The 20,875-nt window shown below is 52.4% G+C and carries 24 protein-coding genes and 1 pseudogene; 9 read left to right on the top strand and 16 right to left on the bottom strand.

Annotated elements, in window-relative coordinates; all coding sequences use genetic code 11:
- Nucleotides 1-85: 85 nt before the first annotated feature.
- From CHH28_RS06555 to CHH28_RS19840, 5 genes are all read right to left on the bottom strand, one after another.
- Entirely contained in the window at nt 86-754 is a 669-nt protein-coding gene (locus CHH28_RS06555; protein WP_094059556.1) for a peptidase E, read from the bottom strand.
- Nucleotides 747-1,664 (bottom strand): sulfurtransferase, encoded by a 918-nt coding sequence (locus tag CHH28_RS06550; protein WP_233243776.1) that lies wholly within the window; start codon nt 1,662-1,664, stop codon nt 747-749. The genes CHH28_RS06555 and CHH28_RS06550 overlap by 8 nt, the downstream gene beginning before the upstream one ends.
- A 17-nt stretch (nt 1,665-1,681) precedes the next feature.
- Entirely contained in the window at nt 1,682-2,161 is a 480-nt protein-coding gene (locus CHH28_RS06545) for a GNAT family N-acetyltransferase (RefSeq protein WP_094059555.1), read from the bottom strand.
- Nucleotides 2,161-2,499, bottom strand: coding sequence for a hypothetical protein (locus CHH28_RS06540; protein ID WP_094059554.1), 339 nt, complete (start codon nt 2,497-2,499; stop codon nt 2,161-2,163). Before CHH28_RS06540 ends, CHH28_RS06545 begins: the two co-directional genes overlap by 1 nt.
- A 103-nt stretch (nt 2,500-2,602) precedes the next feature.
- Nucleotides 2,603-2,740 (bottom strand): hypothetical protein, encoded by a 138-nt coding sequence (locus tag CHH28_RS19840; RefSeq protein WP_157729804.1) that lies wholly within the window; start codon nt 2,738-2,740, stop codon nt 2,603-2,605.
- Between the two features lie 231 nt (nt 2,741-2,971).
- On the opposite strand from CHH28_RS19840, the pseudogene metX reads away from it, so the two are divergent.
- The 6 genes and pseudogenes from metX to hemW all read left to right on the top strand — a co-directional run bounded on the left by metX (nt 2,972) and on the right by hemW (nt 7,548).
- Nucleotides 2,972-4,119, top strand: a pseudogene (gene metX / locus CHH28_RS06535) (homoserine O-succinyltransferase MetX).
- A 29-nt stretch (nt 4,120-4,148) separates the two neighbouring features.
- Complete coding sequence (gene metW / locus CHH28_RS06530) at nt 4,149-4,739, top strand: methionine biosynthesis protein MetW (RefSeq protein ID WP_199244078.1); 591 nt, start codon at nt 4,149-4,151, stop codon at nt 4,737-4,739.
- A gap of 16 nt (nt 4,740-4,755) precedes the next feature.
- The gene (locus tag CHH28_RS06525) at nt 4,756-5,217 is read left to right on the top strand and encodes a DUF4426 domain-containing protein (RefSeq protein ID WP_233243774.1); all 462 of its coding nucleotides are present in this window, start codon (nt 4,756-4,758) and stop codon (nt 5,215-5,217) included.
- The gene (gene rdgB / locus CHH28_RS06520; protein ID WP_094059553.1) at nt 5,214-5,831 is read left to right on the top strand and encodes an RdgB/HAM1 family non-canonical purine NTP pyrophosphatase; all 618 of its coding nucleotides are present in this window, start codon (nt 5,214-5,216) and stop codon (nt 5,829-5,831) included. Before CHH28_RS06525 ends, rdgB begins: the two co-directional genes overlap by 4 nt.
- 53 nt (nt 5,832-5,884) lie before the next feature.
- Entirely contained in the window at nt 5,885-6,247 is a 363-nt protein-coding gene (locus tag CHH28_RS06515) for a hypothetical protein (RefSeq protein ID WP_157729803.1), read from the top strand.
- Nucleotides 6,248-6,411: 164 nt separating this feature from the next.
- Complete coding sequence (gene hemW, locus CHH28_RS06510) at nt 6,412-7,548, top strand: radical SAM family heme chaperone HemW (protein ID WP_094059551.1); 1,137 nt, start codon at nt 6,412-6,414, stop codon at nt 7,546-7,548.
- A gap of 4 nt (nt 7,549-7,552) precedes the next feature.
- Here hemW and CHH28_RS06505 read toward each other — a convergent pair whose 3' ends face one another.
- The 3 genes from CHH28_RS06505 to CHH28_RS06495 form a co-directional block, all read right to left on the bottom strand.
- Nucleotides 7,553-8,485: a patatin-like phospholipase family protein gene (locus CHH28_RS06505; RefSeq protein WP_094059550.1), complete on the bottom strand. Its 933-nt coding sequence runs from the start codon at nt 8,483-8,485 to the stop codon at nt 7,553-7,555.
- A gap of 89 nt (nt 8,486-8,574) precedes the next feature.
- Nucleotides 8,575-10,344, bottom strand: coding sequence for an ABC transporter transmembrane domain-containing protein (locus tag CHH28_RS06500; protein WP_094059549.1), 1,770 nt, complete (start codon nt 10,342-10,344; stop codon nt 8,575-8,577).
- A 55-nt stretch (nt 10,345-10,399) separates the two neighbouring features.
- A complete protein-coding gene (locus CHH28_RS06495; RefSeq protein WP_094059548.1) occupies nt 10,400-10,729 on the bottom strand; it encodes a glutaredoxin family protein in 330 nt (109 codons plus the stop codon).
- Between the two features lie 355 nt (nt 10,730-11,084).
- Here CHH28_RS06495 and CHH28_RS06490 point away from each other — a divergent pair, with 355 nt between their 5' ends.
- Together CHH28_RS06490 and CHH28_RS06485 are read left to right on the top strand one after the other, a co-directional pair.
- Nucleotides 11,085-12,692 (top strand): cyclic peptide export ABC transporter, encoded by a 1,608-nt coding sequence (locus tag CHH28_RS06490; RefSeq protein WP_157729802.1) that lies wholly within the window; start codon nt 11,085-11,087, stop codon nt 12,690-12,692.
- Between the two features lie 94 nt (nt 12,693-12,786).
- Nucleotides 12,787-13,812, top strand: coding sequence for a glycine betaine ABC transporter substrate-binding protein (locus tag CHH28_RS06485; RefSeq protein WP_094059546.1), 1,026 nt, complete (start codon nt 12,787-12,789; stop codon nt 13,810-13,812).
- Nucleotides 13,813-13,942: 130 nt separating this feature from the next.
- Here CHH28_RS06485 and CHH28_RS06480 read toward each other — a convergent pair whose 3' ends face one another.
- From CHH28_RS06480 to CHH28_RS06450, 7 genes are all read right to left on the bottom strand, one after another.
- Complete coding sequence (locus CHH28_RS06480) at nt 13,943-14,326, bottom strand: nuclear transport factor 2 family protein (RefSeq protein WP_094059545.1); 384 nt, start codon at nt 14,324-14,326, stop codon at nt 13,943-13,945.
- Nucleotides 14,327-14,363: 37 nt separating this feature from the next.
- Nucleotides 14,364-14,900, bottom strand: a complete 537-nt coding sequence (locus tag CHH28_RS06475) for a GNAT family N-acetyltransferase (RefSeq protein ID WP_094059544.1) — start codon at nt 14,898-14,900, stop codon at nt 14,364-14,366.
- A 60-nt stretch (nt 14,901-14,960) separates the two neighbouring features.
- Nucleotides 14,961-15,332: an inorganic diphosphatase gene (locus tag CHH28_RS06470; protein ID WP_094059543.1), complete on the bottom strand. Its 372-nt coding sequence runs from the start codon at nt 15,330-15,332 to the stop codon at nt 14,961-14,963.
- Between the two features lie 3 nt (nt 15,333-15,335).
- Nucleotides 15,336-15,851 carry a GNAT family N-acetyltransferase gene (locus CHH28_RS06465; RefSeq protein WP_094059542.1) on the bottom strand — a complete coding sequence of 172 codons (516 nt, stop codon included), beginning with the start codon at nt 15,849-15,851 and terminating at the stop codon, nt 15,336-15,338.
- Nucleotides 15,852-15,854: 3 nt separating this feature from the next.
- Nucleotides 15,855-16,358, bottom strand: coding sequence for a GNAT family N-acetyltransferase (locus CHH28_RS06460; protein WP_233243772.1), 504 nt, complete (start codon nt 16,356-16,358; stop codon nt 15,855-15,857).
- An 8-nt stretch (nt 16,359-16,366) separates the two neighbouring features.
- Complete coding sequence (locus tag CHH28_RS06455) at nt 16,367-16,849, bottom strand: tetratricopeptide repeat protein (RefSeq protein WP_094059540.1); 483 nt, start codon at nt 16,847-16,849, stop codon at nt 16,367-16,369.
- Between the two features lie 154 nt (nt 16,850-17,003).
- Nucleotides 17,004-18,785, bottom strand: a complete 1,782-nt coding sequence (locus tag CHH28_RS06450; protein ID WP_094059539.1) for an aminopeptidase P family protein — start codon at nt 18,783-18,785, stop codon at nt 17,004-17,006.
- 230 nt (nt 18,786-19,015) lie between these two features.
- Here CHH28_RS06450 and CHH28_RS06445 point away from each other — a divergent pair, with 230 nt between their 5' ends.
- Nucleotides 19,016-20,545, top strand: coding sequence for a S41 family peptidase (locus tag CHH28_RS06445; protein ID WP_094059538.1), 1,530 nt, complete (start codon nt 19,016-19,018; stop codon nt 20,543-20,545).
- A gap of 84 nt (nt 20,546-20,629) precedes the next feature.
- Here CHH28_RS06445 and CHH28_RS06440 read toward each other — a convergent pair whose 3' ends face one another.
- Nucleotides 20,630-20,875, bottom strand: a complete 246-nt coding sequence (locus CHH28_RS06440) for a DUF2164 domain-containing protein (RefSeq protein WP_094059537.1) — start codon at nt 20,873-20,875, stop codon at nt 20,630-20,632.

Below are 20,875 nucleotides of genomic sequence, written 5' to 3'. Positions count from 1 at the left end.
AATCAATCAGCCGATGTTTGTACCAGAAAGCCTGCAACACTGCACGGTTGGGCCGTGCAGCTCGCCAGCATTGAGTAGCACAAGCTTAGGTGTGCTGAGCGACAGCAGGCTGGCTATTTTTCAGCGTCACCGAGGCATCCGGGTGACTGTATATCTGGCGATACGGCTTACCGTTAATAAAATGCACAGCGGCGTAGTCGCTTAAACCGATGCAGCGGGTGTCCGGATGCTCACGGCTAAATTGCTCAAACAGACGATATTTCTCGTCCTGTTGATTAAAGTGTGCGGCCGCCAAACCAGACAGCAGGCCTAAACCAGCGATCACAGAATACGCCTCTGGATTGCTGTCGGTAATGCCGTGCTCAAACCAACAAATGGCACCGGCGCTCATGCCGCATAAAATAATGCCGCGCTCGTAGCAGCGCCGTAACATGTCATCCACACCCCACTCACGCCAGATGGCCAGCATTGAACGTGTATTGCCTCCACCGACGTAAATAATGTCTTGCTCAAACAAATGCTCGCGCCAGTTTAAGTGCGGTTTAAACAGCGGAAAATGACTGAGTTGGCGGCTGAGTTTGGCATCGTAAAAGCGTTCTATGATTCGGTCTGAGTCGCCCGTCGCCGTCGGCACATAACACACCTTAGGGTTTTCTTTGCCGCTTAACTGCAAAATATATTCATCCAGTGCGCTGGGCGTCTCACCCATCATCCAACCACCACCGCCCAGCACCACACAATGTTTGTCAGTCATGCTGCCCTCCTGCAATCGGCAAATCCTTATCCGCGCCCCACTCGGCCCAAGACCCATCGTACAAGGCGACGTTGGTGTATCCGGCGACCACGGCGGCCAATAAAATAATGCAGGCGGTAATGCCGGAGCCACAGGAAAATACTAACCGCTGTGAGGGCACCACCCCCAACTTGGCAAAACACTGCGCCAATTGTTCAGCGGGCAAATAACCGTGCTGATCCAACACCTGTGCAAAGGGTAAATTGATGGAACCAGGAATATGGCCACTGCGCAGCCCAGCACGCGGCTCGGGTGCGGTGCCGGCAAAGCGCCCGCTGGAGCGAGCGTCCAATACCGCGACGGCGGGATTATGCAATTGCTGCTGCAGTTGCTGCGCGGTGCAAAGATTGTCGTCGTGACATTGAGCCGATGTAGTTCCTGTGGTCGGCGGCTGTAACTCTACTCTGTGGCTGTTTTCGGCTGTTGGATTTGGCCTCGATTCCTGACTGATTACCGGGCGCCCTTCAGCTAACCATTGCGGCAAACCGCCATCAAGCACCGCCACTTGATTAAAGCCCATGGTGTTAAAAATCCACCAGGCTCTCGGCGCTGAATAAATTCCCTGATTGTCGTAAATCACGATGCGATGGTCACGATCAATGCCCAAAGCCTGTACCACACGCTCAAAATCCGAGCTGCGAGGAAACGCATGTACCACGGAGGAAGAGAGATCGCACAGTGCGTGTTCCAAATCGATGTGCTGCGCGCCGGGAATGATGACAGGCTGCGGATAAAGTATCGGCTCGCGCCCCACCACATTCGCCATGCTGGCATCCAGTACGACAACATCGTCGCAGCTCAGATGGTCGGCTAACCAGTCGCTACTGACCAGTGGTGTCGGCATGTCAGCAGCCTTGGCGGATACAGTCATATGAGTTCTTCCTTGTTTTAAGTTGCGGATTGGATTGGGACAATACGGTAATAATGGCCATTGATGCCGTTGTGCTGACCAGCAGCGAGCTTTTTCCAACCCAGTTTTTTTGCCACGCCTTGGCTGGCAAGATTATCGTCGGCAATAAATACCCGCAGCGCATGTAGATCGCCGCGGTGTTGGATTTTCTGCAGTGCCAGCCGACATGCCTGTGTGGCTATGCCTTGCCCCCAGTAGCACGAGCGCAGGAAATAACCAAAATCGAACACGCCATCCATTTCTTTAACACCGCAAAAGCCCAGCAGTTCGTCTTGCTCACAAGCAGCGATCACCCAGCGCGACTGAGCGCGAAGGGCTTCATCAAACCATTGCTGCGCTTGTTCGTCGCTCAATGCCCGGCCGGGGCCGAGAAAACGCATCACCGCCGGGTCTTGCAGCAGCAACATGACTGACGCCTTATCTTGGCGGCGCAACTGACGTAAATAAATGGGCTGCATTAATAAGAATGTGAAAATGCACTCAGCTCCACACCATCGACCGTCATAAACCAGACGCCGTCAATTTGATGCGGCGGTTGCGACACCTCAAAGATGGTGGAAATGGGACCATAACCGACGCTGAAATGGTCACCATCAAACGACTGAATCGGCGCGTTAATTTTGGTGGTGGTATTGCCCTCTATGCGCTCATAGGAGATCAGACCGTCCGGCTGAATTCGCAGCGTCATATTGTCACCTCGCCAGTCCCCGGCATAGGCTTGTTTATCTGCTGGCAGCGGCTTGCTGCAGGCCGCCAACACAGCGGTCATCATCACTAACCACCATAGCTTTAGCATATGTCCTCCTTCGTCGGTTGTTCCCTGATTATGTTGCATCGGAGTGCATGACCCGAGTGTTTAGCCTGAGTGCACAGCTCGCTGGTGACTAACGCACTTGCAATTAGCGGCCAGCCTCTAACATCGACAACCCGGCTTCTGTTGGAATATAAATGCGCTCACCCTGCTCATCTTGCAGCCCTTTAGTCCAGCTGTAGCACAAATATTCTTCATTCAGTACTGTCAGAATAATCGCCACCATCAACAGCGAATCCAACTCAGCGCTTGGCGATGTTGATGCATACTCGATTCCTTTTCATCGGTACCCTGGCTACCACCCCAGTTATACCACGAAGGTACTCAATAACGCTGCGCATGGCTGCCTAGCCATCGCATACGGCATGATCAATCGTTGACCAACACAGTGCAACTGGCTGTTTACGCCTACGTTAGCTGGTACACTCAGGGCTTTTTACAGGGGCCGAGCGCGACAATGCCTGACGCTATTCCTGCCGATTCAGTCGGGCTGGTAACGCCTAAGACACATCATTTTGATGAACCACTGACGTTGCGCAGTGGCCGGGTGTTGCCCAGTTACGATCTGATCTATGAGACCTACGGCGAACTCAACGCCAGCCGTTCCAACGCCATTTTAATTTGTCATGCCCTCAGTGGCACCCATCACGCTGCGGGTTATCACAGCATGGATGACGACAAACCCGGCTGGTGGGACAGCTGCATCGGCCCAGGCAAACCCATCGACACCAATCACTTTTTTGTCGTCGCGCTAAATAACTTAGGTGGCTGCGCCGGCTCCACCGGCCCGACCAGCATCAATCCGCAAACAGGCGAAGTGTATGGGCCTGATTTTCCCATCGTTGCCGTACGCGACTGGGTACAAAGCCAAGCACGCTTGGCGGATGTGCTCGGTATTGAGCAATGGGCGGCGGTGGTTGGCGGCAGCTTGGGCGGCATGCAGGTGCTGCGCTGGAGCATTCAATACCCGCAACGTTTACGCCATGCGGTGGTGATCGCATCGGCGCCTAAGCTGTCGGCGCAAAATATTGCCTTCAACGAGGTGGCGCGTCAGGCCATTGCCAAAGATCCGGATTTTCACGACGGCCATTATCAAAAGCACAACACCATTCCCAAAGCCGGTTTGATGCAGGCGCGCATGTTGGGGCACTTAACCTACTTGTCCGATGATGCCATGCGTCAGAAGTTTGGCCGCGAGCTCAAAGAGGGTCGCCTCAATTACAGCTTTTCACCGGAGTTCCAGGTCGAAAGTTATTTGCACCATCAGGGCGAAAAGTTTTCCAACAGCTTCGACGCCAACACCTACATGCTGATGACCAAAGCCCTGGATTATTTTGACCCGGCGGCGGATTACAATAACGATCTGGTCAATTGCCTGAGCAACGCCGAGTGTCGCTTTTTGCTCGTGTCGTTCACCACCGACTGGCGCTTCCCCCCGAACGCTCGGAAGAAATAGTCAACGCCCTGATGCAGGCAGACAAAGACGTGACCTACGCCTGTGTGGAATCAGAAAGTGGTCATGACGCTTTTTTACTGCCGATTCCTCGCTACCTGGATATTTTTTCTGCTTACATGCAGCGCGTGGCCGCGGAGACACGGGTATGAATGGCGAAACAATGAACGGCGCTATCGAACTGCGTGATGACCTGCAATTGCTGCAACACCATATTCGCCCTGGCAGCCAGGTATTGGATTTAGGTTGCGGCGATGGCACCTTGCTGAGTTATTTGCAGCGCCATAAAGGCGTGCGCGGATATGGTTTGGAGATAGACGCCAAGAAAATCACCGCCTGCATTGCCAATGGCGTTAATGTGATCGAGCAGAATCTCGACGATGGCCTGGACAATTTCACCGATCAAAGCATCGATACCGTGGTCATGACACAAGCCTTGCAAGCCGTGCGGCGCCCAGATTTACTGCTGGAAGAGATGCTGCGTATCGGCAAAGAGGCCATCGTCACTTTTCCGAATTTTGGCTACTGGCGCACGCGCGGTTATCTGATGTTTAAAGGCCGCATGCCCATGTCAGAAACCCTGCCCTACAATTGGTACGATACGCCCAATATTCACCTGTGCACCTTTCGTGATTTTGAAGTACTGTGCCGAGAGCGCGGTATCCGTATTTTGCACAAGGCGGTGGTGGATGGCGATCACAAGCGCCATTGGGCCATTCGCTTATGGCCGGCTATGTTGGGCGAAATAGCCGTTTATCACATTACTCGTTGATTGACCGGAAAACACTATGATGCGTTTGATGAAAATGACCTGGGCTGTGCTGCTGCTGACGGTGGCGATGATCGCCCATGGCGAAAATCGCGGTGAGCAAAAGCAAGTCTTTGGTGATTACGAAGTGCACTACATCGGCCTCAACTCGACCTTTCTGACCCCAGAAACCGCCCAAGCGTATGGTATTACCCGCTCCAAAGCACTGGGTTTTATCAGTATTTCGGTGTTGAAAAATGTCGACGGCGAAGCGCTGCCCGTGGCGTTGAGCGCAGAGGTTGAAGGCAAACTGCGTAACTTGATTGGCCAGGCACGCACGCTGTCGTTTCAACAGGTCAAAGAAAGCAACGCCATCTACTACCTGACCACCTTTCGTTTTGACGATGGCGACCTGTATCATGTCGACTTGGACGTATCCCCAGAGGACACGACCCGACGCTTTAACGTGAAGTTTACGCAGAAGTTTTACGAGGAAGAATGAGTCACAAAATCGTACTTGCCAGCGGCAACGCCGGCAAACTGCGCGAGTTCTCCGCCTTGTTTGCTCAGCACTTTGCTGAGCAACAGATAGAGTTGATCGCGCAAAGCGACATGGGTGTTATCGAAGCCGAAGAAACCGGCCTGAGCTTCGTTGAAAATGCCATTTTAAAGGCGCGCAATGCCGCCGCCCAAACCGGCTTGCCTGCCCTGGCTGACGATTCAGGCTTAGAAGTGGATGCCTTGCAGGGCGCACCCGGTATTTACAGTGCCCGCTATGCGCAAGAAAGCGATGGCTTCGGTCAGGGCGATGGCGCCAACAACGCCAAGTTACTGCAGGCACTCAACGGCGTTGCCGACAGCCAACGCAGTGCTCGCTTTCAATGCGTGCTGGTGTATATGAAACACGCTCAGGACCCGACGCCACAAGTGTTTCAAGGCTGCTGGGAAGGCCGTATTGCCGCCACTGCCGACGGCGAGCAAGGATTCGGCTACGATCCGCTATTTTTTGTGCCCAGCGAGAACTGCACCGCGGCAGCGTTAACGAAAACGCGTAAAAATCAGCTCTCCCATCGTGGCCAAGCCATCCAACAATTGTTACAGCGCTGGCAGGCTTAATCGTCAGCGTTTTTTGTTCGTGTCATCAACTGTTTAATCGTGTGAGTATCATCGTGGATAATTTCGAATTATTAGAGCAGAAAGTCCGTCAAGCTGTGGCGACCATCGAAGCCCTGCGCAAAGACAATCAACAATTGCGCGAAGATCTGGAAGTCATGGAGCAACTGCAACAAGAGCAGCAGCAAAGCCTGGAACAGCAGCAACAACAGCTGGAGCAACAGCGCCAGCACAATCAGCAACTGCTGGAAAAAGGTGAGGCTCTGCAACAGCAGCTACAACACATGCAAGCCAACAATGCCGAGCTGGAAAAGAACAACACCCGCTTGAACCACGAGCAGCATGAAATGAAATCTCGTGTGACCTCATTATTGGACGCGCTGGATCAAACCGGCGACGAACAACGCCAAGCATCCTAATGCCAACCAGGGTGAAGCCCACCCTGGTCGCCCGCCATAACAGCGATCACTGAGCGGTTATGGCGCGCTCTTTGTATTGACCCACCGCCAACCGCTCCTCTGCAATCGCTTAGCCTGTTAACCAGCTGCTAGACTGCGCCTAGGCACCGATCGGAATCTCCCCTATGTCGTTACCCCCACTCAGCCTGTACATTCATGTGCCTTGGTGCATTCGCAAATGTCCGTATTGCGACTTTAACTCCCATGCTGCCAGTGCTGAGCTACCAGAGCAGGAATATGTGCAAGCCTTACTGGCGGACTTACAGCAGGATTTATCCTGGGTGCAAGGGCGAGACATAGACACCATCTTTTTTGGTGGTGGCACCCCCAGCCTGCTATCGCCAACGGCATACCAAGAATTGTTTCGAGGGCTGCAACAGCACCTGCGTTTTGCGGCAGACTGTGAAATAACCTTGGAAGCCAACCCCGGGACCTTTGAAGCCGACAAATTTGCCGCCTACCGCCAGCTGGGAATCAATCGCTTGTCCATGGGGATTCAGAGCTTTCAGCCGCAGCATTTAAAACGCTTGGGGCGTGTACACGACGGAGACGAAGCACGACGCGCCATCGACATTGCCAAAGGTGCTGGGTTCGATAATTTCAACGTCGATTTAATGCATGGTTTGCCGCAGCAAACTCTGGCGCAAGCACAGGACGACCTGAACATTGCGTTGAGTTTTGAACCACCGCATTTGTCTTGGTATCAGTTAACGATTGAACCCAACACCGAGTTTTATAAACGCCCACCGAGCTTGCCGGAAGACGACGCCCTTTGGGATATTCAGGAAATGGGGTTTGAGACTTTGGCGCACGCGGGCTTTGAACATTATGAAATCTCTGCCTTCTGTCAGCCACATAAAGCCGCGCGGCATAACCTCAACTATTGGCAATTTGGTGATTACCTCGGCATTGGCGCCGGTGCACATGGCAAGATCACTTTGGCCTCGGGCGAGATTATCCGCACACAAAAGACGCGCTTACCACGCGATTATTTAAATCCGGACAAGGCATTTTTATCGGCACAACAACACATTGCCAGCGGCGATGTCGGCTTAGAGTGCCTAATGAATGCCCTGCGTTTGCGCCAGGGCATCGCAGTAAAGGATTTTGTTGCCCGTACCAGGCTGACGTTGGACGCGGTTGCGGCGCCATTAACCCAGGCACAAGAGAAAGGGCTGCTGCATATCGATGAGCGTATTCGCGCAACCGAACGTGGCCAGCAATATCTTAACGAACTGCTGGCGCTGTTCTTAACAGACTGACGTTCTACCGTTGTAGGCGTGCAAACAGCGACGGCGGTGGTGTTTGCTGCAAGTTGGCACCGAAATAATCGTCATAACTCAACAAGTATTCGGTGCCCGCTGCCAAGCCCATACGGTAGCCCTGATGCAAACGGTCGATATTCATGGTCAGCCGCGACACCGCAAATTGCGCAGGTGGTGCAATCACTCGCACACGACAATCGGCTGGCGGATGATCGATAAATTCCAAGCTATCGTTGTAATCATCGGCGCGCAGCATCATCGCCGATAATAAATGCGCTTCCTCACCCAAATGCTGCAGCATGCGCTGCTGCACTTGCTCCATCATACCGTGTGGATACTGCAGCTTGCGATAACCGCGTGGCCGCGACAGCACCACAGTGATGTCTCGCGCCCCTAATTCATAAGCTTTACGCACCGGGATGGAATCAGCAACACCGCCATCAACGAACCACTCGCCGTCGATTTCGACACTGTCGCGATACAAATACGGCAGAGCACAACTGGCCACCATGGCAGCATGAAGATTGCTGTCGTTAATTTGCCAATAAGCCGCCTCACCGCTGTCGATGTGGGTGCCGACAGCATACAGCGGCATACTGTCCCAAATCCGTTGCACATCCAGCGGGTGCTGTTCCAAGCCCTGATGCCAGAGCCAGTTCACATCCGTCAGGTGACCGCCGCGCATGAACCGGGCGGGATTAAAAAAGTCTCGCTGCCGCGCTAATTCGGTAATCACCCGACGATTTCTACCAGGGCGGCGAGCCAGGTAACCGGTCAGGTTGGTGGCACCGGCCGACACACCCAGCGCCAGATCAAAATCGTAGTGATTGCCTTGCATAAAGGCGTCGAGTACTCCGGCGGCAAAAATGCCTCGCATGGCGCCGCCCTCAACGACCAACGCGCGGCAAGCAGGTGCACTGTGGCTATTGGTCATGTTTCCGTCTCCATTTAGGAATGTCACTATGCTACTGACAGACACAGGCGGCGAACAATTGTTCATTTCCATCTGTGCCATCAATTCTATTAATGATGGGCGAACTGCAACTGCGCCAAGCGCTGATACAAAGGCGATTGCTGCAACAACTGCTCGTGGCTACCCATCGCCACTACTTGGCCTTGATCCAATACCACAATGCGGTCTGCGGTGCGCACCGTGGCCAGCCGGTGGGCAATCACAATACTGGTGCGCTGACGCATCAGTTGATCCAAAGCCTGCTGCACCCAGTATTCACTGTCGGCATCCAGCGCCGACGTTGCCTCATCCAGCAATAAAATATCCGCGTCGCATAAGATGGCGCGGGCAATGGCCAAGCGCTGTTTTTGACCGCCGGACAATTTGACGCCTTGTTCCCCTAAAAAAGCGTCGTAACCATCGGGCAGCTGTTCAATAAAATCGTGCGCATGGGCGGCTTTAGCCGCCGCCAACAACTCTGCCTCGCTGGCATCCGGGCGTGCAAACTTTAGGTTGTCACGCACACTGGCGCTGAACAACACCGGCTGCTGCGGAACCAGTGCAAAGTGCTGGCGTAATTGCGCCAAAGGCCAGTCACGCAAATCGCGGCCATGCAGCTGCACACTGCCTTGCTGCGGATCACGAAAGCGCAACAGCAAATCCAGCAGGGTGGATTTTCCCGCTCCCGACGGACCAACAATCGCGATGCGCTCACCGCTTTGAATACTGAGCTGCACACGATTCAACGCAGGCAAGGCTGGGCGTGATGGATACGCAAAGCCGACATTGTTAAGCACCAGTAGCGGTGCAGGTGCTGTGTTTGCGCCGTCATTGGCAGCAGCCGGTGTGATTGGCGGTTGGTCGTCCGCATCCTGCACGGGCGGCGATTGAATATCGGCGTGTGCCGCCATTAATTCACGAATTCGATCAGCGGCACCGGCGGCGCGCTGTACCTCCCCGTACACCTCGGTCACCGCTGCCAGCGACATGGCGACCATTAACGCGTAAAACACGAAAGCAGCCAACTCACCACCGCTCAGCTGGCCGGCAATCACATCGCTGCCACCGACGTACAGCATCCAAGCGACCGAGCCCATCAACAGCAACAGCACCAGGAAAATCAATAACGCACGCTGGCGAATACGGCGCAGAGCTACCTGAAAGGCCCCTTCGGCAGCGTCAGAAAATTGCGCGCTGACCACACTTTCACGGCCAAAGGCCTGCACCACTTTAATATGCTGCAAACTTTCACCAGCCCAAGCGCCGACTTTGGCCACTTGGTCCTGACTGTCACGCGATAATGAGCGCACCCGCCGCCCCAGCCAAATGACCGGCAGTACCAACAGAGGCACGGCTAAAAGCGCCATTAAACTGAGCTTTAAATTGGTGTACAGCATCAACACCAAGGCGCCGACAAACATCAGCGCGTTGCGAATCGCAAACGACAGCGAAGAACCGATCACAGTCTGCAGTAAGGTGGTATCCGTGGTGACCCGGCTTTGAATTTCGCCGGCCAGATTGTCTTCAAAAAAACTGGGTGGCAGTGTTAATAGATGCTGGTACAGGTGTTGGCGAATGTCTGCCACCACCCGCTCACCCAGCCAGGAGACCCAATAAAAGCGTAAAAAAGCGCCCAGCGACATAAACAGCACCAGCACCGCAAACACCGCGATCGACTGCTGCAGCCCTTGTTGCGAGCCGACAACAAATCCCTGATCCATCATTAACCTGACTCCCTGCCCGAGAGACAGAGTCAGCAGCGCTGTCATGACCAACGCCAATAGCGCAAACACCAACTGCCTGCGATAGGGTTTTACGAATGGCCAGAGCCAGCGCAGCATAAGTACTCCTGCAGATCAGAATAAAGCACTTACCATAAACGCCAGCCGTGCAGGCTTAAAGCACCAAATTTAAGATCGCCTGGCGACTAAAGCCCTTGATCACTTCGCCGTTATACAGCACCACAGGCACACCGCGGCCACCTAACTGATCAAACTGCTGCTTGGCCAGTTCGGATTTTTCAATGTCGTACTCGACGTAGTCGATGCCTTTTTCTTCAAATAGCTTGCGTGCACGTTGACAGTAGCCACACCACTCGGTGGCATACAACACCACAGTACCGAAGTGCTCTTGCACAAAGGCTGGTGGGGGATTCAGCCAAGCATCAATGTACGCCCACTTTTCATACACCAACAAGATGGCCAGTAATGCGATAATTTTCTTCATAACCACTCCTTGGACTTCTCTCTTCGGATACTTCCGCGAGAAACCCTGTGCTCAAGCCCATTCACAAAAACGGCGCCATTATAGCGACTCAGCCAACAGTTACACGAACCTGTCTGCTAGCGCCCTCTGCCTTAAGTGCCATGATACTCAATAAGCTACTAAAGCGTGATTGAGTTCCGGTTTAAATCGGCGTATTTTGAACGGTTCCCTAACCAGTTTGCACCTTTGTTCAGTGGCTCATGCCACTATAAGCCAACCCCGGTCGCCGATGCCTTCAGGCATGCGCGACGAATAAAAATAACAACCCGTGTAGCGCGGCATTGTGTGCACCAAGATCACATGGAGGATTGTATTTGTGCAGTTGATCGCCGCACTGTTTGCTAATAATCGCAGCCTGGTGGGCTTGGCGATTGCTTTTATTATCGCTAGCGCACTGGCCAATATTGGTACGATTAATTTTATTAACGAGACCGTCGCCTCCCAAGGCGAGCTGTTCGCTGACTACGCCATCTGGTTTGTGGCACTGCTGTTTGGCGCTTTTACCCTGGCAGTCATTTCACAATGGCTAATGACCACACTGTCCTATCGTGTTGCTTATCAACTGCGCGGGCGCCTACTCGCCCAGGTGTTGCATTGTGAATACGAGCACCTGCAAGCGTTGGGGCGAAATCGTATTTATGCTGCTCTGACCAAAGACGTACGCCAACTGCAAGAAGGCTTCGTGATGCTGCCCTTTTTTCTGTATGGCATTACCTTAGTCGTTGCCAGCTTTATCTATATGTTTTGGTTAAACGCTCCGCTGGCGACACTGACATTGGTATCTCTGGTGCTGGTGCTGGCCGTCAACCGCGTGCTGACGTCACGCTTTCAAGCACTGCTGCGCAAAGAGCGTGAGCTGGAAGACGAGCTGTTTGGTGGCTACGAGAAAGTCCTCGACGGCCACAAAGAGCTGCTATTGAACGAGGCCCGAGGGCTGCGCTTGGTGGATGACATCATGCAAGGGCCAGCCAAAAAAGCGCGTGATTATCGCACCCTGGGCGATCGCTATATCGTCGTGAGCATTCATTTAATGACCACCACGGTTTTGGCCTTAATCGGCGTGACCTTTTGGGCGGTATTTAAGCTGGATATGGGCACCTTGGCACAAGGCACCGCCTTTGCATTGACCCTATTGTTTATTCGCCAGCCGATGAATATGGCCATGAACCAGTTGCCGGGATTAATCAGTGCACGCGTATCACTAAAAAAACTGCAGTCTTTGGATTTGCCCGAACCGCAGGATCAAAGACAGCCAGCGTCGCCATGGTGCCAGGATTGGAACACCATTGAATTGAATGAGGTGTGCTATCGCTACCCGGGCAATGAGCAGTTTAAATTTGGTCCGGTCAGTGCGCATATTGAACGCGGTGAACTGATCTTTCTGGTCGGTCATAACGGCGCCGGTAAAACCACCTTGGTTCGCCTGTTGACCGGTTTAATTCGCCCGCGCTCTGGCCAGGTAAAAGTCGACGGTCAAGAGTTGCCATCGCCAGACTGGCGCCACTATCGGGCGATGTTTTCAGCCGTATTGACCGACTTTCATCTGTTTGAACAAGCAGCGCTGCCCGACCAAGGTCAGCAAGATGAGCAAGCGCGTGCCTGGCTGAAAAAGCTGCAATTGGATCACATCGTCAGCGTCGACAATGGCGAGTTCTCTGTGGTCGATTTGTCCACCGGCCAACGCAAACGTTTGGCGATGGTCAGCGCCTGCTTGGAGGATCGCAGTCTGTTGGTATTGGATGAGTGGGCCGCTGACCAAGACCCTTACTTCCGCAAGCTGTTTTATGAAGAACTGCTGCCGGAGTTAAAGCAACAGGGCTTAACCTTGATCGTTGTGAGTCACGATGATCGTTACTTCCATGTTGCCGATCGAGTGCTGGAACTCAGCCGTGGTGGCTTAGTCAGTTATTCACCCGCTGCGTAGCACCCTACCAACACTGGTGAGCCAAGCAGAACTCAGGCACACTGACCGCACAGCCCAATGTTGATACATTGGGCTTTTTTTTGGAGGTTTGTTCATGAAGCAAGTTGCCCGCTCGGTGCTCGTCCTCACCGCCATCGGCTATTTGTCCGGCTGCAGCGATTCGTCGTCGACCGCTGAAACAACAGCAGATGCAGGCTGCGGCAGCGTGACCATTGCCGATATGAACTGGGATTCGGCCAGTTTTCTCGCCCATCTGGACGCCGCCATTTTGTCCATGGGTTACGACTGTGATGTGCAGCTGGTACCCGGCGATAGCCAGCCGACAACGGCGTCCATGGTGTCAAAATCCGAACCAGACATTGCCCCGGAAATGTGGACAAACTCCAATCGCGAGTTAATTCAACAAGGGGTGGACGAAGGCCGACTAGCTTTTGCAGGACGCTCACTGAGCGATGGCGGTCAGGAAGGCTTTTGGGTGCCCGCCTATATGCTTGAACAGTATCCGCAGCTGGCCACCATTGATGGCATTCGCCAACATGCCGAATTATTTACCCACCCGGAAGACCCCGAGGCTTCGGCTTTTTATGGCTGCCCAGCCGGCTGGACCTGCCAGCTCACCACCGAGCGGCTATTTAATGCCATGGAGCTCGACAGCGACGGGTTTAAAATCGTTAACCCCGGCTCTGGCACGGCTTTGGCAGGGTCACTGGCCCGAGCCTATGAACAACAAGCACCGTGGTTTGGCTATTATTGGGCACCAACGGCGCTGTTAGGGCAATACGAAATGGCGATGGTCGATTTTGGCAGCGGCATTAAAGCCGAACACTTTCGCCAGTGTATTACCCAAACCGAGTGTGCAGAACCACAAGTCACCATGTACCCACCGTCAGACGTTTATACCGTGACCACCGCCAGTTTTGCCCAGCGTGCGCCCGAGGCAATGGCGTACTTAAATCGCCGAGGCTTTAGCAATCAGCACATGAATCGCTGGCTAGCATGGATGCAAGCCCAGCAAGCCGACGGCGAATTCGCAGCGTTAACGTTTTTGCAGCAAGAAGGTGCCACCTGGAAAACCTGGGTGTCAGAAGATGTTGCGAATAAAATCGAGCAACAGCTATAACGATTCTCAGCAATGCATAAAAACAACACTCAAGTACAGGTCTTGGGTGTTGTTTGATTTTGCGCTCGGCTTTCTTACAACGCTTTCTTTCAGCGCTATCTTGTTCGCCACTTGCACGATTCTTTTCGAGCTATTTATCGCTGCGATTTTGCACCCACTGAGCACGCCAAGCCGGAGCGTCATAACTGTCTGGCCAATACTCCACCTGACGATGAATAACACCATCGATCACTGTATGAAAGGTCACAGCGCGGTCATGGCGAACACCGTCGCTGACTCGGACATCGGTCACCACCTGCTGCCCTTCTGCCACCAAACGCTCGATTTCAAACTGCCACACGCCCTCAGATGGATAGGCAGAGTTCAACGCAATAAAATTTGCTTTACCGCAAATGACTTCTTGTGATTGTGGCCAGTGACATTCAAAGTCATCGCTGAGCCAATCAGCCGCATTGGTATAGTCATTCGTTTGCATACTCTGCCAGTAAGCCAACACCACTTCTTTCACTGTCATTTTCTACGTCCTAGCTAAATAGACTTGATCAACTGTTTTATTCGATGCTCTCGGGTACCTCGCAGGGAACCCAGTAACGCGCAACCCGGTCGCACAGTATCTTGGCATCGCGTATCGACTCGAGTTGACCGCCATTGTTCTCGATGACTTTGCGAGACGCAATATTTTCCTCGTCGGCCGTCACCAGCGCACGTTCAATACCCAAGTGCAATGCAATCGGTAAGGCTTGCTGCAACATCCAACTGGCATAGCCCCGGCGCCGAAATGATGGCGCTACGTCATAACCAATATGACCACCTTCTTGCGATAACATCGGTGTATCAATACGATGACGCACACGTATTATCCCAGCAATCTCGTTGCTACTGCTAACACACCAATAATGATTACACGGCACATAGTCGTCGCGTAAATTGCGACCTAATGCTTCATCCATCAAGCGGCGAACATAGCGAGGAAAGTCATCAACCCCCTCGCGGTAATACTCAGCATTGCTAGGGTCATTCTGCGCAAAATCATGATAAAAGATAGAAAATTGTTGCTGATAAGCTAAGTTCGGTTCAATTAATTTCACGGTCGATATCCTCCTGACAGACCATTGAACCATAGAAAAACCTGTAAACTGCGAACTTACTTAATCTTTGCTGATAGGCTTAAAACTAGTGACCAGAACGTACTCCGTATCGAAATACTGCTCTTGAAAATACAGCTGCTCTGTAACGCTGTAGACGTCAGGGCAGTGGCCATCCAGAGTGGCGATCAGTTTGTTCTCATCGTCATTGTGGCGAACAGCGATACCGACAATCACCACTTGTACTTGGCTCAGTGGCTGTTCATGATTAAGCAGATACACATCGATTTCACTGCCATCTTCGGCCACTGTCTTAGGAACATAGCCATAGTTAAGCGGATAGTGATAGTCGTATTTCGGGTGCTTTGAACCAACCGGCCGATCAATCTGTACGATAATACGACGGCCGAGGTACTGTTGATAGTTTACCGCCATGCTCTAGCTCGCATCGTTTAACGTACAAACATACTGCTGGCCACGCCACTTCACGCCTTGAATACAAACGCTGTCGTACATCGGTTGCATAAATACAAAACCTTGTTTGATCAGCACTTTGGCGGATGCCGGATTATTATCCAGCACTTTGGCCGTCAATGACGTCAGCTCGAGTTGCTGTTGAGCAATGATTTTTAACTGCTGTAAACAACGCGTTGCCACTCCCTGACCTGTGGCCAGTTCATCAACACGATAGCCGACTTCGGCTGTTTTTCGCTGATGTTGAATATGATGCAGGTTAGCCCGAGCAATGATGCGCTCACCATCCATCAATACCCAGGGGCTTAGCAGTCCTGCTGCGGTTTCTTGCAGTAACTCGGCGATACTGGCAATCATTCCCTGGCTGCTAAACAGATCGTCTGGCCGTGGTGCGATCAGGCGTTCAAAATACTCACGATTTCGTTGTTCAAACGCTAATAGCGGCTCGGCATGCGCCAGAGTCAGTGCTTCAAATGTCATGCTTCATACATCAGAGAGTGAATATAAAAAACCGATGCCAGCGTAATGGCCATCGGCAATGACTATTGGACGATGGCGCTCCTGCTTGACCGACAGACGACGGTAAAAGTCATTATTTTTCGCACCCTCAAAGGTCCACACCAACATCTCCGATTTACCAGCACTGTGCAAGTTGACTTTTGCGTTTTCAAACAGCAAACGGCCAAGGCCTTGACGCTGATACTGAGGGTGCACATACAAACCGAACAGTTCACCAGTGTCGTCATCGCCGTGATAGCGAATGCACAGGTACGCCACCACTTCATCATTGTGCTTGGTAATCTGTACCTGAGTATCTGACTGCTCGATATCGGCTAGGGTACGCTGATAAAACCACTGTGGTGTGAACATGGCTAAGTGCTGAGCAGACAGCAACTCAGCAAAGTCTTGCTGCCAGGCTGTAGCGATCATGTGAGCAATGGCGCTTGCATCCTCAATCGTCGCGTTGGTTAGTGCAATAGTTTCCACAGATGACATTACCAAACTCGATCCAGATCCTGCGCATACAGTTTGATGGCGGCTGAATAGCTCTGAATATCAGGATTCTCCGTCTGTTCTATTAGGGTAGAAAGTAATAGTTCGACTGCCTGTTTGGAGCGACCTAGGTTGTATAAATTCATTGCATAAAAAGGCAATAACTCCACACGTTGCGGAAATTGCTCGCGCGCCTGCTCAAAACACTGCTGCGCCTGCTGATACTCGCCAATGCTACGCAGACTGCTGGCAAGGCCAAAAATGGCGTCGAAGCGTTCGGTGTCGTTTAACTCGCCCGTCAATGCCTGCTGATAATAGGGAATGGCCTTGTGTTCAAGCCCTTGTACATCACAGTTCCATGCCAGCTGCAGACACGCTTTGCCATAAAACTCGGGTTGCTGCACCAGCTCTGTGAGCAAGGCATCGGATTTTTCATACTGTTGTTGCTGGCGCAACTCAATGGCCAAGCGAAGTTTCTCGTCCATGATGACGACTCCTAGAACAATAAACCAACGCTCAAATAAGCCGTTGTTATAGAAGATGCGTTAGCGACTGCGGTAAAACACAGCGAATAAAGACATGTCACTTTGAAAGTATCAGCAACCTGAGACTCGCCAGGTTGCTGATTGGTAGATGTTATTACACGGCGCTGGTGGCTTGTGCCAACCAATGACGTTCGTCATCATTCAGGCGCTCGGCCAATGTGTCGTACACCTGTTGATGGTAAGCATTTAACCAAGCGATTTCGTCGCTGGTCATCAATGATGTATCCAGCAAGCGTTTGTCGAATGGCGCCAAGGTCAGCACCTCAAATTCGAGCATGGTCACATCGCCTGCGAGACCTTCTGCTTCGCGCACCATGATCAGATTTTCGCAGCGAATGCCATAAGCATCGGCCTTGTAATAGCCAGGCTCATTGCTCAATACCATGCCGGGTTGCAACGCGACGGTGCTTGATGCTTTCGAAATACGTTGCGGACCTTCATGCACACTTAAATAGGCGCCCACGCCGTGGCCGGTACCATGATCAAAGTCAAAGCCGTGCTGCCATAAGAACTGACGCGCCAGTACGTCCAGTTGTGTGCCCGTCGTCCCTTTTGGAAAACGCGCATTTTGCAGTGCAATATGGCCCTTTAATACCCGGGTAAACTGCTGCTTCACTTCGCCGTCCGGATCACCAATGGCAATGGTGCGGGTAATATCTGTAGTGCCGTCCAAATACTGACCGCCACTGTCTACCAAATACACACCCTGCTTTGGCAGTTGTGCTGGCGTGCCATTATTGTGGTTGTAATGACACATTGCAGCGTTGCTGCCCGCCGCCGAAATAGTGTCGAAGGATACTTCCTTGAATTTATCCTGCTGCTCACGAAAGCTAAACAGTTTATCCGCCACATCGGCTTCGTTTAAGTCTTCACCGGCATGCAGCGCATTATCAAGCCAATGGAGGAACTTCACCTCAGCGACGCCATCACGAATATGCGCTTGGCGCATGCCTTCTTGCTCAGTGGTATTTTTACAGGCCTTAGGGATCAGCACTGGGTCTTGCCCTGCGATCAGCTCGGCTCCCGCTTGTTGCAATGAAAGCTGTGTCCAGGCATTGGCGGTGGCAGGGTCTGCCAGTACTTTTTTATCTTTTAACGTTGCAAAAACGGTGGTCGCATCGGCTTCACTCAATACCGTGACGCCATCACCAACGTGCTCGTAAAAACCATCCGGCAGTTTTTCAGCGTTGGTAAACCAGGTGACCTGAGCATTGGCATCAATCAGCGCATAACCCAAAATAACTGGCATTGATGGGATATCGCGACCACGGACATTGAGTAACCACGCGACGGAGTCTGCTGCAAACAGCAAGGCTGCGTCTAGTTTATCCTGCTGCAATTTGGCGGCAATTTGCTGGCGTTTCTCGACACTGCTCAAGCCAGTGTATTCCAGCGGCATAGTAATGCCTTTATTAATCGTCTCAGCCGGGCGATCGTGCCACAGCTGATCCACCGGATGTTGCGATTGCGCCACCAGCTCAATACCTGCTTTATCCAGTGTGTCACGTAAACGGTTAAAGCTAGCGAAGCTGAACATGCGGCTATCAATACCCACCTTGGCACCCGCGGCCAACTGCTGCGTTAACCATTCGCCAAAGGGTTCTTCTATTTGATGACGATATTCAAAGGCGTCGCCATCGACCTGTTGACGCACTTGTACTGTGTAGCGGCCATCGACAAACATAGAAGCCTTGTCCGCCAATACCACCGCGGCACCGGCAGAGCCGGTAAAGCCCGTTAGCCAATGCAAGCGTTGATTGCGCTCGGGAACGTATTCACTCAAGTACTCATCAAAGGTGGCCATCACATAGGCGTCGAGGCCTTGCTCAGCCATGATCTCGCGGATCAGGCCCAAGCGTTCGAGGGTCTGAGACATGGTTTTAATCCTATTAATCGATACCTGATCCATTCTACAGACACTACGGCCAAAAGGTAGCCAGCGAACAGTCTGTTGAAACACCCTGTAGCGTCAGTCACGCGCCACCACTGGCACCCCCCGAGTGACCAGTGATCAAGAAAAACCTCGGTTCATTTGCTGTTCATGTTTGCTTCACGTTGGGTTCAGGCAGGCGCTCCACAATGCTGTAAACGATCAGGAGCGCGACCATGAACCACCTACTTTCAAACTCGACCAATGCCTTTACCAACATTTCTCCCATGCCAACCTTGCTACTGACGGCAATGCTATTAAGCCTGGCAGCTTGTGGCGGAGACAGTAGCGGTAAAAAAGATAAACCGGCTGTTCAACCAGATACGCAGCCAGACGCCCAGCCAGACACGCGAGCGCCGTTTGATGGTATTTGGGTTTCTGATGCTTACGGCGAAGCGTTTTCCATTCAAGGCAATCAGCTGCAACGGTACGAATTCACCACGGATCATTGCATTCAGGCAGAAGTCGGTAGCGTTGACCAACAACAGTTGACCAGCGACGGTTATGCCATTGATCGTGGTACACACACGTATTTAAGGCAAACCATCGACAAGCACGGCGTACAGATGTATTCGCACAAATATGAACGGCGCAACCAGCTGCCTGCCGCGTGTCTGAATGGGGTAATTTCGGCTGATCAGCTCGGTACCATCGAAAACCCGGAGCAAGAATTTGCCTACATAGTACAAACCTTTGACGAGCTGTATCCAATGTTTGATGTGCGACAGGTGAACTGGGCTGAGCATGCGCAACAGATTGAGCAGCACATAGTGAATGGCATGCCAGGTGAACAATATATTCAGCAGTTACTTGCGCTGATCGAACCGCTCGCCGATGCTCACGTGGCCTTGGTGGCCGACGGCCAAGGTATGGGGTTTAATCGACCGGGGCTGTTCCAAGATTTGCAGCAGGAATACATCGATATACACGGAGCACCACAGAGCCAGGAACAGGTGCAAGCACTGCTGCAATACATCGAACAGCAAAGCGATTTATTGCTGCAGCTTCGGCTAAAACAAGCCAGTGGCGATCAGCCCCTCGATGCCGAGGCGGATATACTTTGGTACACCACCGCTGATAATTATGGTGTTTTAATGATCGATGCGATGGAGTCCGAGCAGGACGATCACCTTGCCGATATTCACGCTGTCGCGGCGTTGATGCCACAAGTGATCGACGCATTAAAAGATACTCAAGGGCTGGTGATCGATGTGCGCTTTAATGGTGGTGGCAGCGATGGTGTGAGCCAAGTAATTGCACGTCATTTTCTCGACAGCGAACGAAATTTGTATCAAAAGCGTGTCGGCACCGGTACCACAGCCATTCACGACACCATTCGCTTAACTCCGGCAGCGCATACCTATCTCAAACCGGTTGTGGTATTGACCTCCAGCGATACCACCAGCGCAGCAGAAATATTTGTATTAATGCTGCGCAACTTACCGCACGTCACTGTGGCAGGGCAGCCCACACAAGGAGCACTGTCCGATGTACTAGGCCGCGTACTACCCTCGGGTTTGCAGATTACTTTGGGGAATGAACAATATCTGGATATGGATGACCGCTGGTTCGAGGGCACCGGTATTGCGGTAGACCACCCCATCACACTGTGGCCATCACAAGATCGTGAACAAGGCAAAGATCACGCACTGCTGCAGGCATTGGCGATATTAAAAGGTGACGCTGAACTGGCAACGGATCGTTAGTTTGGCAATGGGGCTGTGGCGCCAATGTATTAGCGGCCCATAAGGAAATTTATAAGCGTTGCTGTGTCACTGCACAGCAGCCGCTTACTGTTGCGGCTGCTCCCATTCTTGCAAGGTGTAGTTCAACTCTTCCATTTTCTCGTTGATGAGCTGCTGAGCATCGATTAGCCCCTGATTGTAATAGTACCCACCCAGCTCTTTGGCGAAAAAATCGATTAAGAATTCAGCTTCAAAACCGCCAATGTCTTGATTCAGCTGCTGCTCAAAATAGTCTTTGATGCGTGCAACCATGGCTTGCTTCTGCTGCACTGATAGCGACAGTTCTTTCAT

This window comes from Bacterioplanes sanyensis (assembly GCF_002237535.1).
Taxonomy (GTDB): Bacteria; Pseudomonadota; Gammaproteobacteria; order Pseudomonadales; family Oceanobacteraceae; genus Bacterioplanes; species Bacterioplanes sanyensis_A.
Note: the sequence above shows the minus strand (reverse complement) of the source record. Positions and strands in the feature narration are given on the sequence as shown.

Coding starts and splice junctions, on each gene's coding strand:
- CHH28_RS06480 (WP_094059545.1), bottom strand. CDS start 14,326: ATGACAGTGAAAGAAGTGGTGTTGGCTTACTGGCAGAGTATGCAAACG.
- CHH28_RS19840 (WP_157729804.1), bottom strand. CDS start 2,740: ATGGTGGCGATTATTCTGACAGTACTGAATGAAGAATATTTGTGCTAC.
- CHH28_RS06465 (WP_094059542.1), bottom strand. CDS start 15,851: ATGACATTTGAAGCACTGACTCTGGCGCATGCCGAGCCGCTATTAGCG.
- CHH28_RS06470 (WP_094059543.1), bottom strand. CDS start 15,332: ATGGCGGTAAACTATCAACAGTACCTCGGCCGTCGTATTATCGTACAG.
- rdgB (WP_094059553.1), top strand. CDS start 5,214: ATGAGTCACAAAATCGTACTTGCCAGCGGCAACGCCGGCAAACTGCGC.
- CHH28_RS06550 (WP_233243776.1), bottom strand. CDS start 1,664: ATGACTGTATCCGCCAAGGCTGCTGACATGCCGACACCACTGGTCAGT.
- CHH28_RS06545 (WP_094059555.1), bottom strand. CDS start 2,161: ATGCAGCCCATTTATTTACGTCAGTTGCGCCGCCAAGATAAGGCGTCA.
- CHH28_RS06485 (WP_094059546.1), top strand. CDS start 12,787: ATGAAGCAAGTTGCCCGCTCGGTGCTCGTCCTCACCGCCATCGGCTAT.
- CHH28_RS06450 (WP_094059539.1), bottom strand. CDS start 18,785: ATGTCTCAGACCCTCGAACGCTTGGGCCTGATCCGCGAGATCATGGCT.
- CHH28_RS06525 (WP_233243774.1), top strand. CDS start 4,756: ATGATGCGTTTGATGAAAATGACCTGGGCTGTGCTGCTGCTGACGGTG.
- hemW (WP_094059551.1), top strand. CDS start 6,412: ATGTCGTTACCCCCACTCAGCCTGTACATTCATGTGCCTTGGTGCATT.
- CHH28_RS06540 (WP_094059554.1), bottom strand. CDS start 2,499: ATGCTAAAGCTATGGTGGTTAGTGATGATGACCGCTGTGTTGGCGGCC.
- CHH28_RS06495 (WP_094059548.1), bottom strand. CDS start 10,729: ATGAAGAAAATTATCGCATTACTGGCCATCTTGTTGGTGTATGAAAAG.
- CHH28_RS06440 (WP_094059537.1), bottom strand. CDS start 20,875: ATGAAAGAACTGTCGCTATCAGTGCAGCAGAAGCAAGCCATGGTTGCA.
- CHH28_RS06500 (WP_094059549.1), bottom strand. CDS start 10,344: ATGCTGCGCTGGCTCTGGCCATTCGTAAAACCCTATCGCAGGCAGTTG.
- CHH28_RS06505 (WP_094059550.1), bottom strand. CDS start 8,485: ATGACCAATAGCCACAGTGCACCTGCTTGCCGCGCGTTGGTCGTTGAG.
- CHH28_RS06445 (WP_094059538.1), top strand. CDS start 19,016: ATGAACCACCTACTTTCAAACTCGACCAATGCCTTTACCAACATTTCT.
- CHH28_RS06555 (WP_094059556.1), bottom strand. CDS start 754: ATGACTGACAAACATTGTGTGGTGCTGGGCGGTGGTGGTTGGATGATG.
- CHH28_RS06455 (WP_094059540.1), bottom strand. CDS start 16,849: ATGGACGAGAAACTTCGCTTGGCCATTGAGTTGCGCCAGCAACAACAG.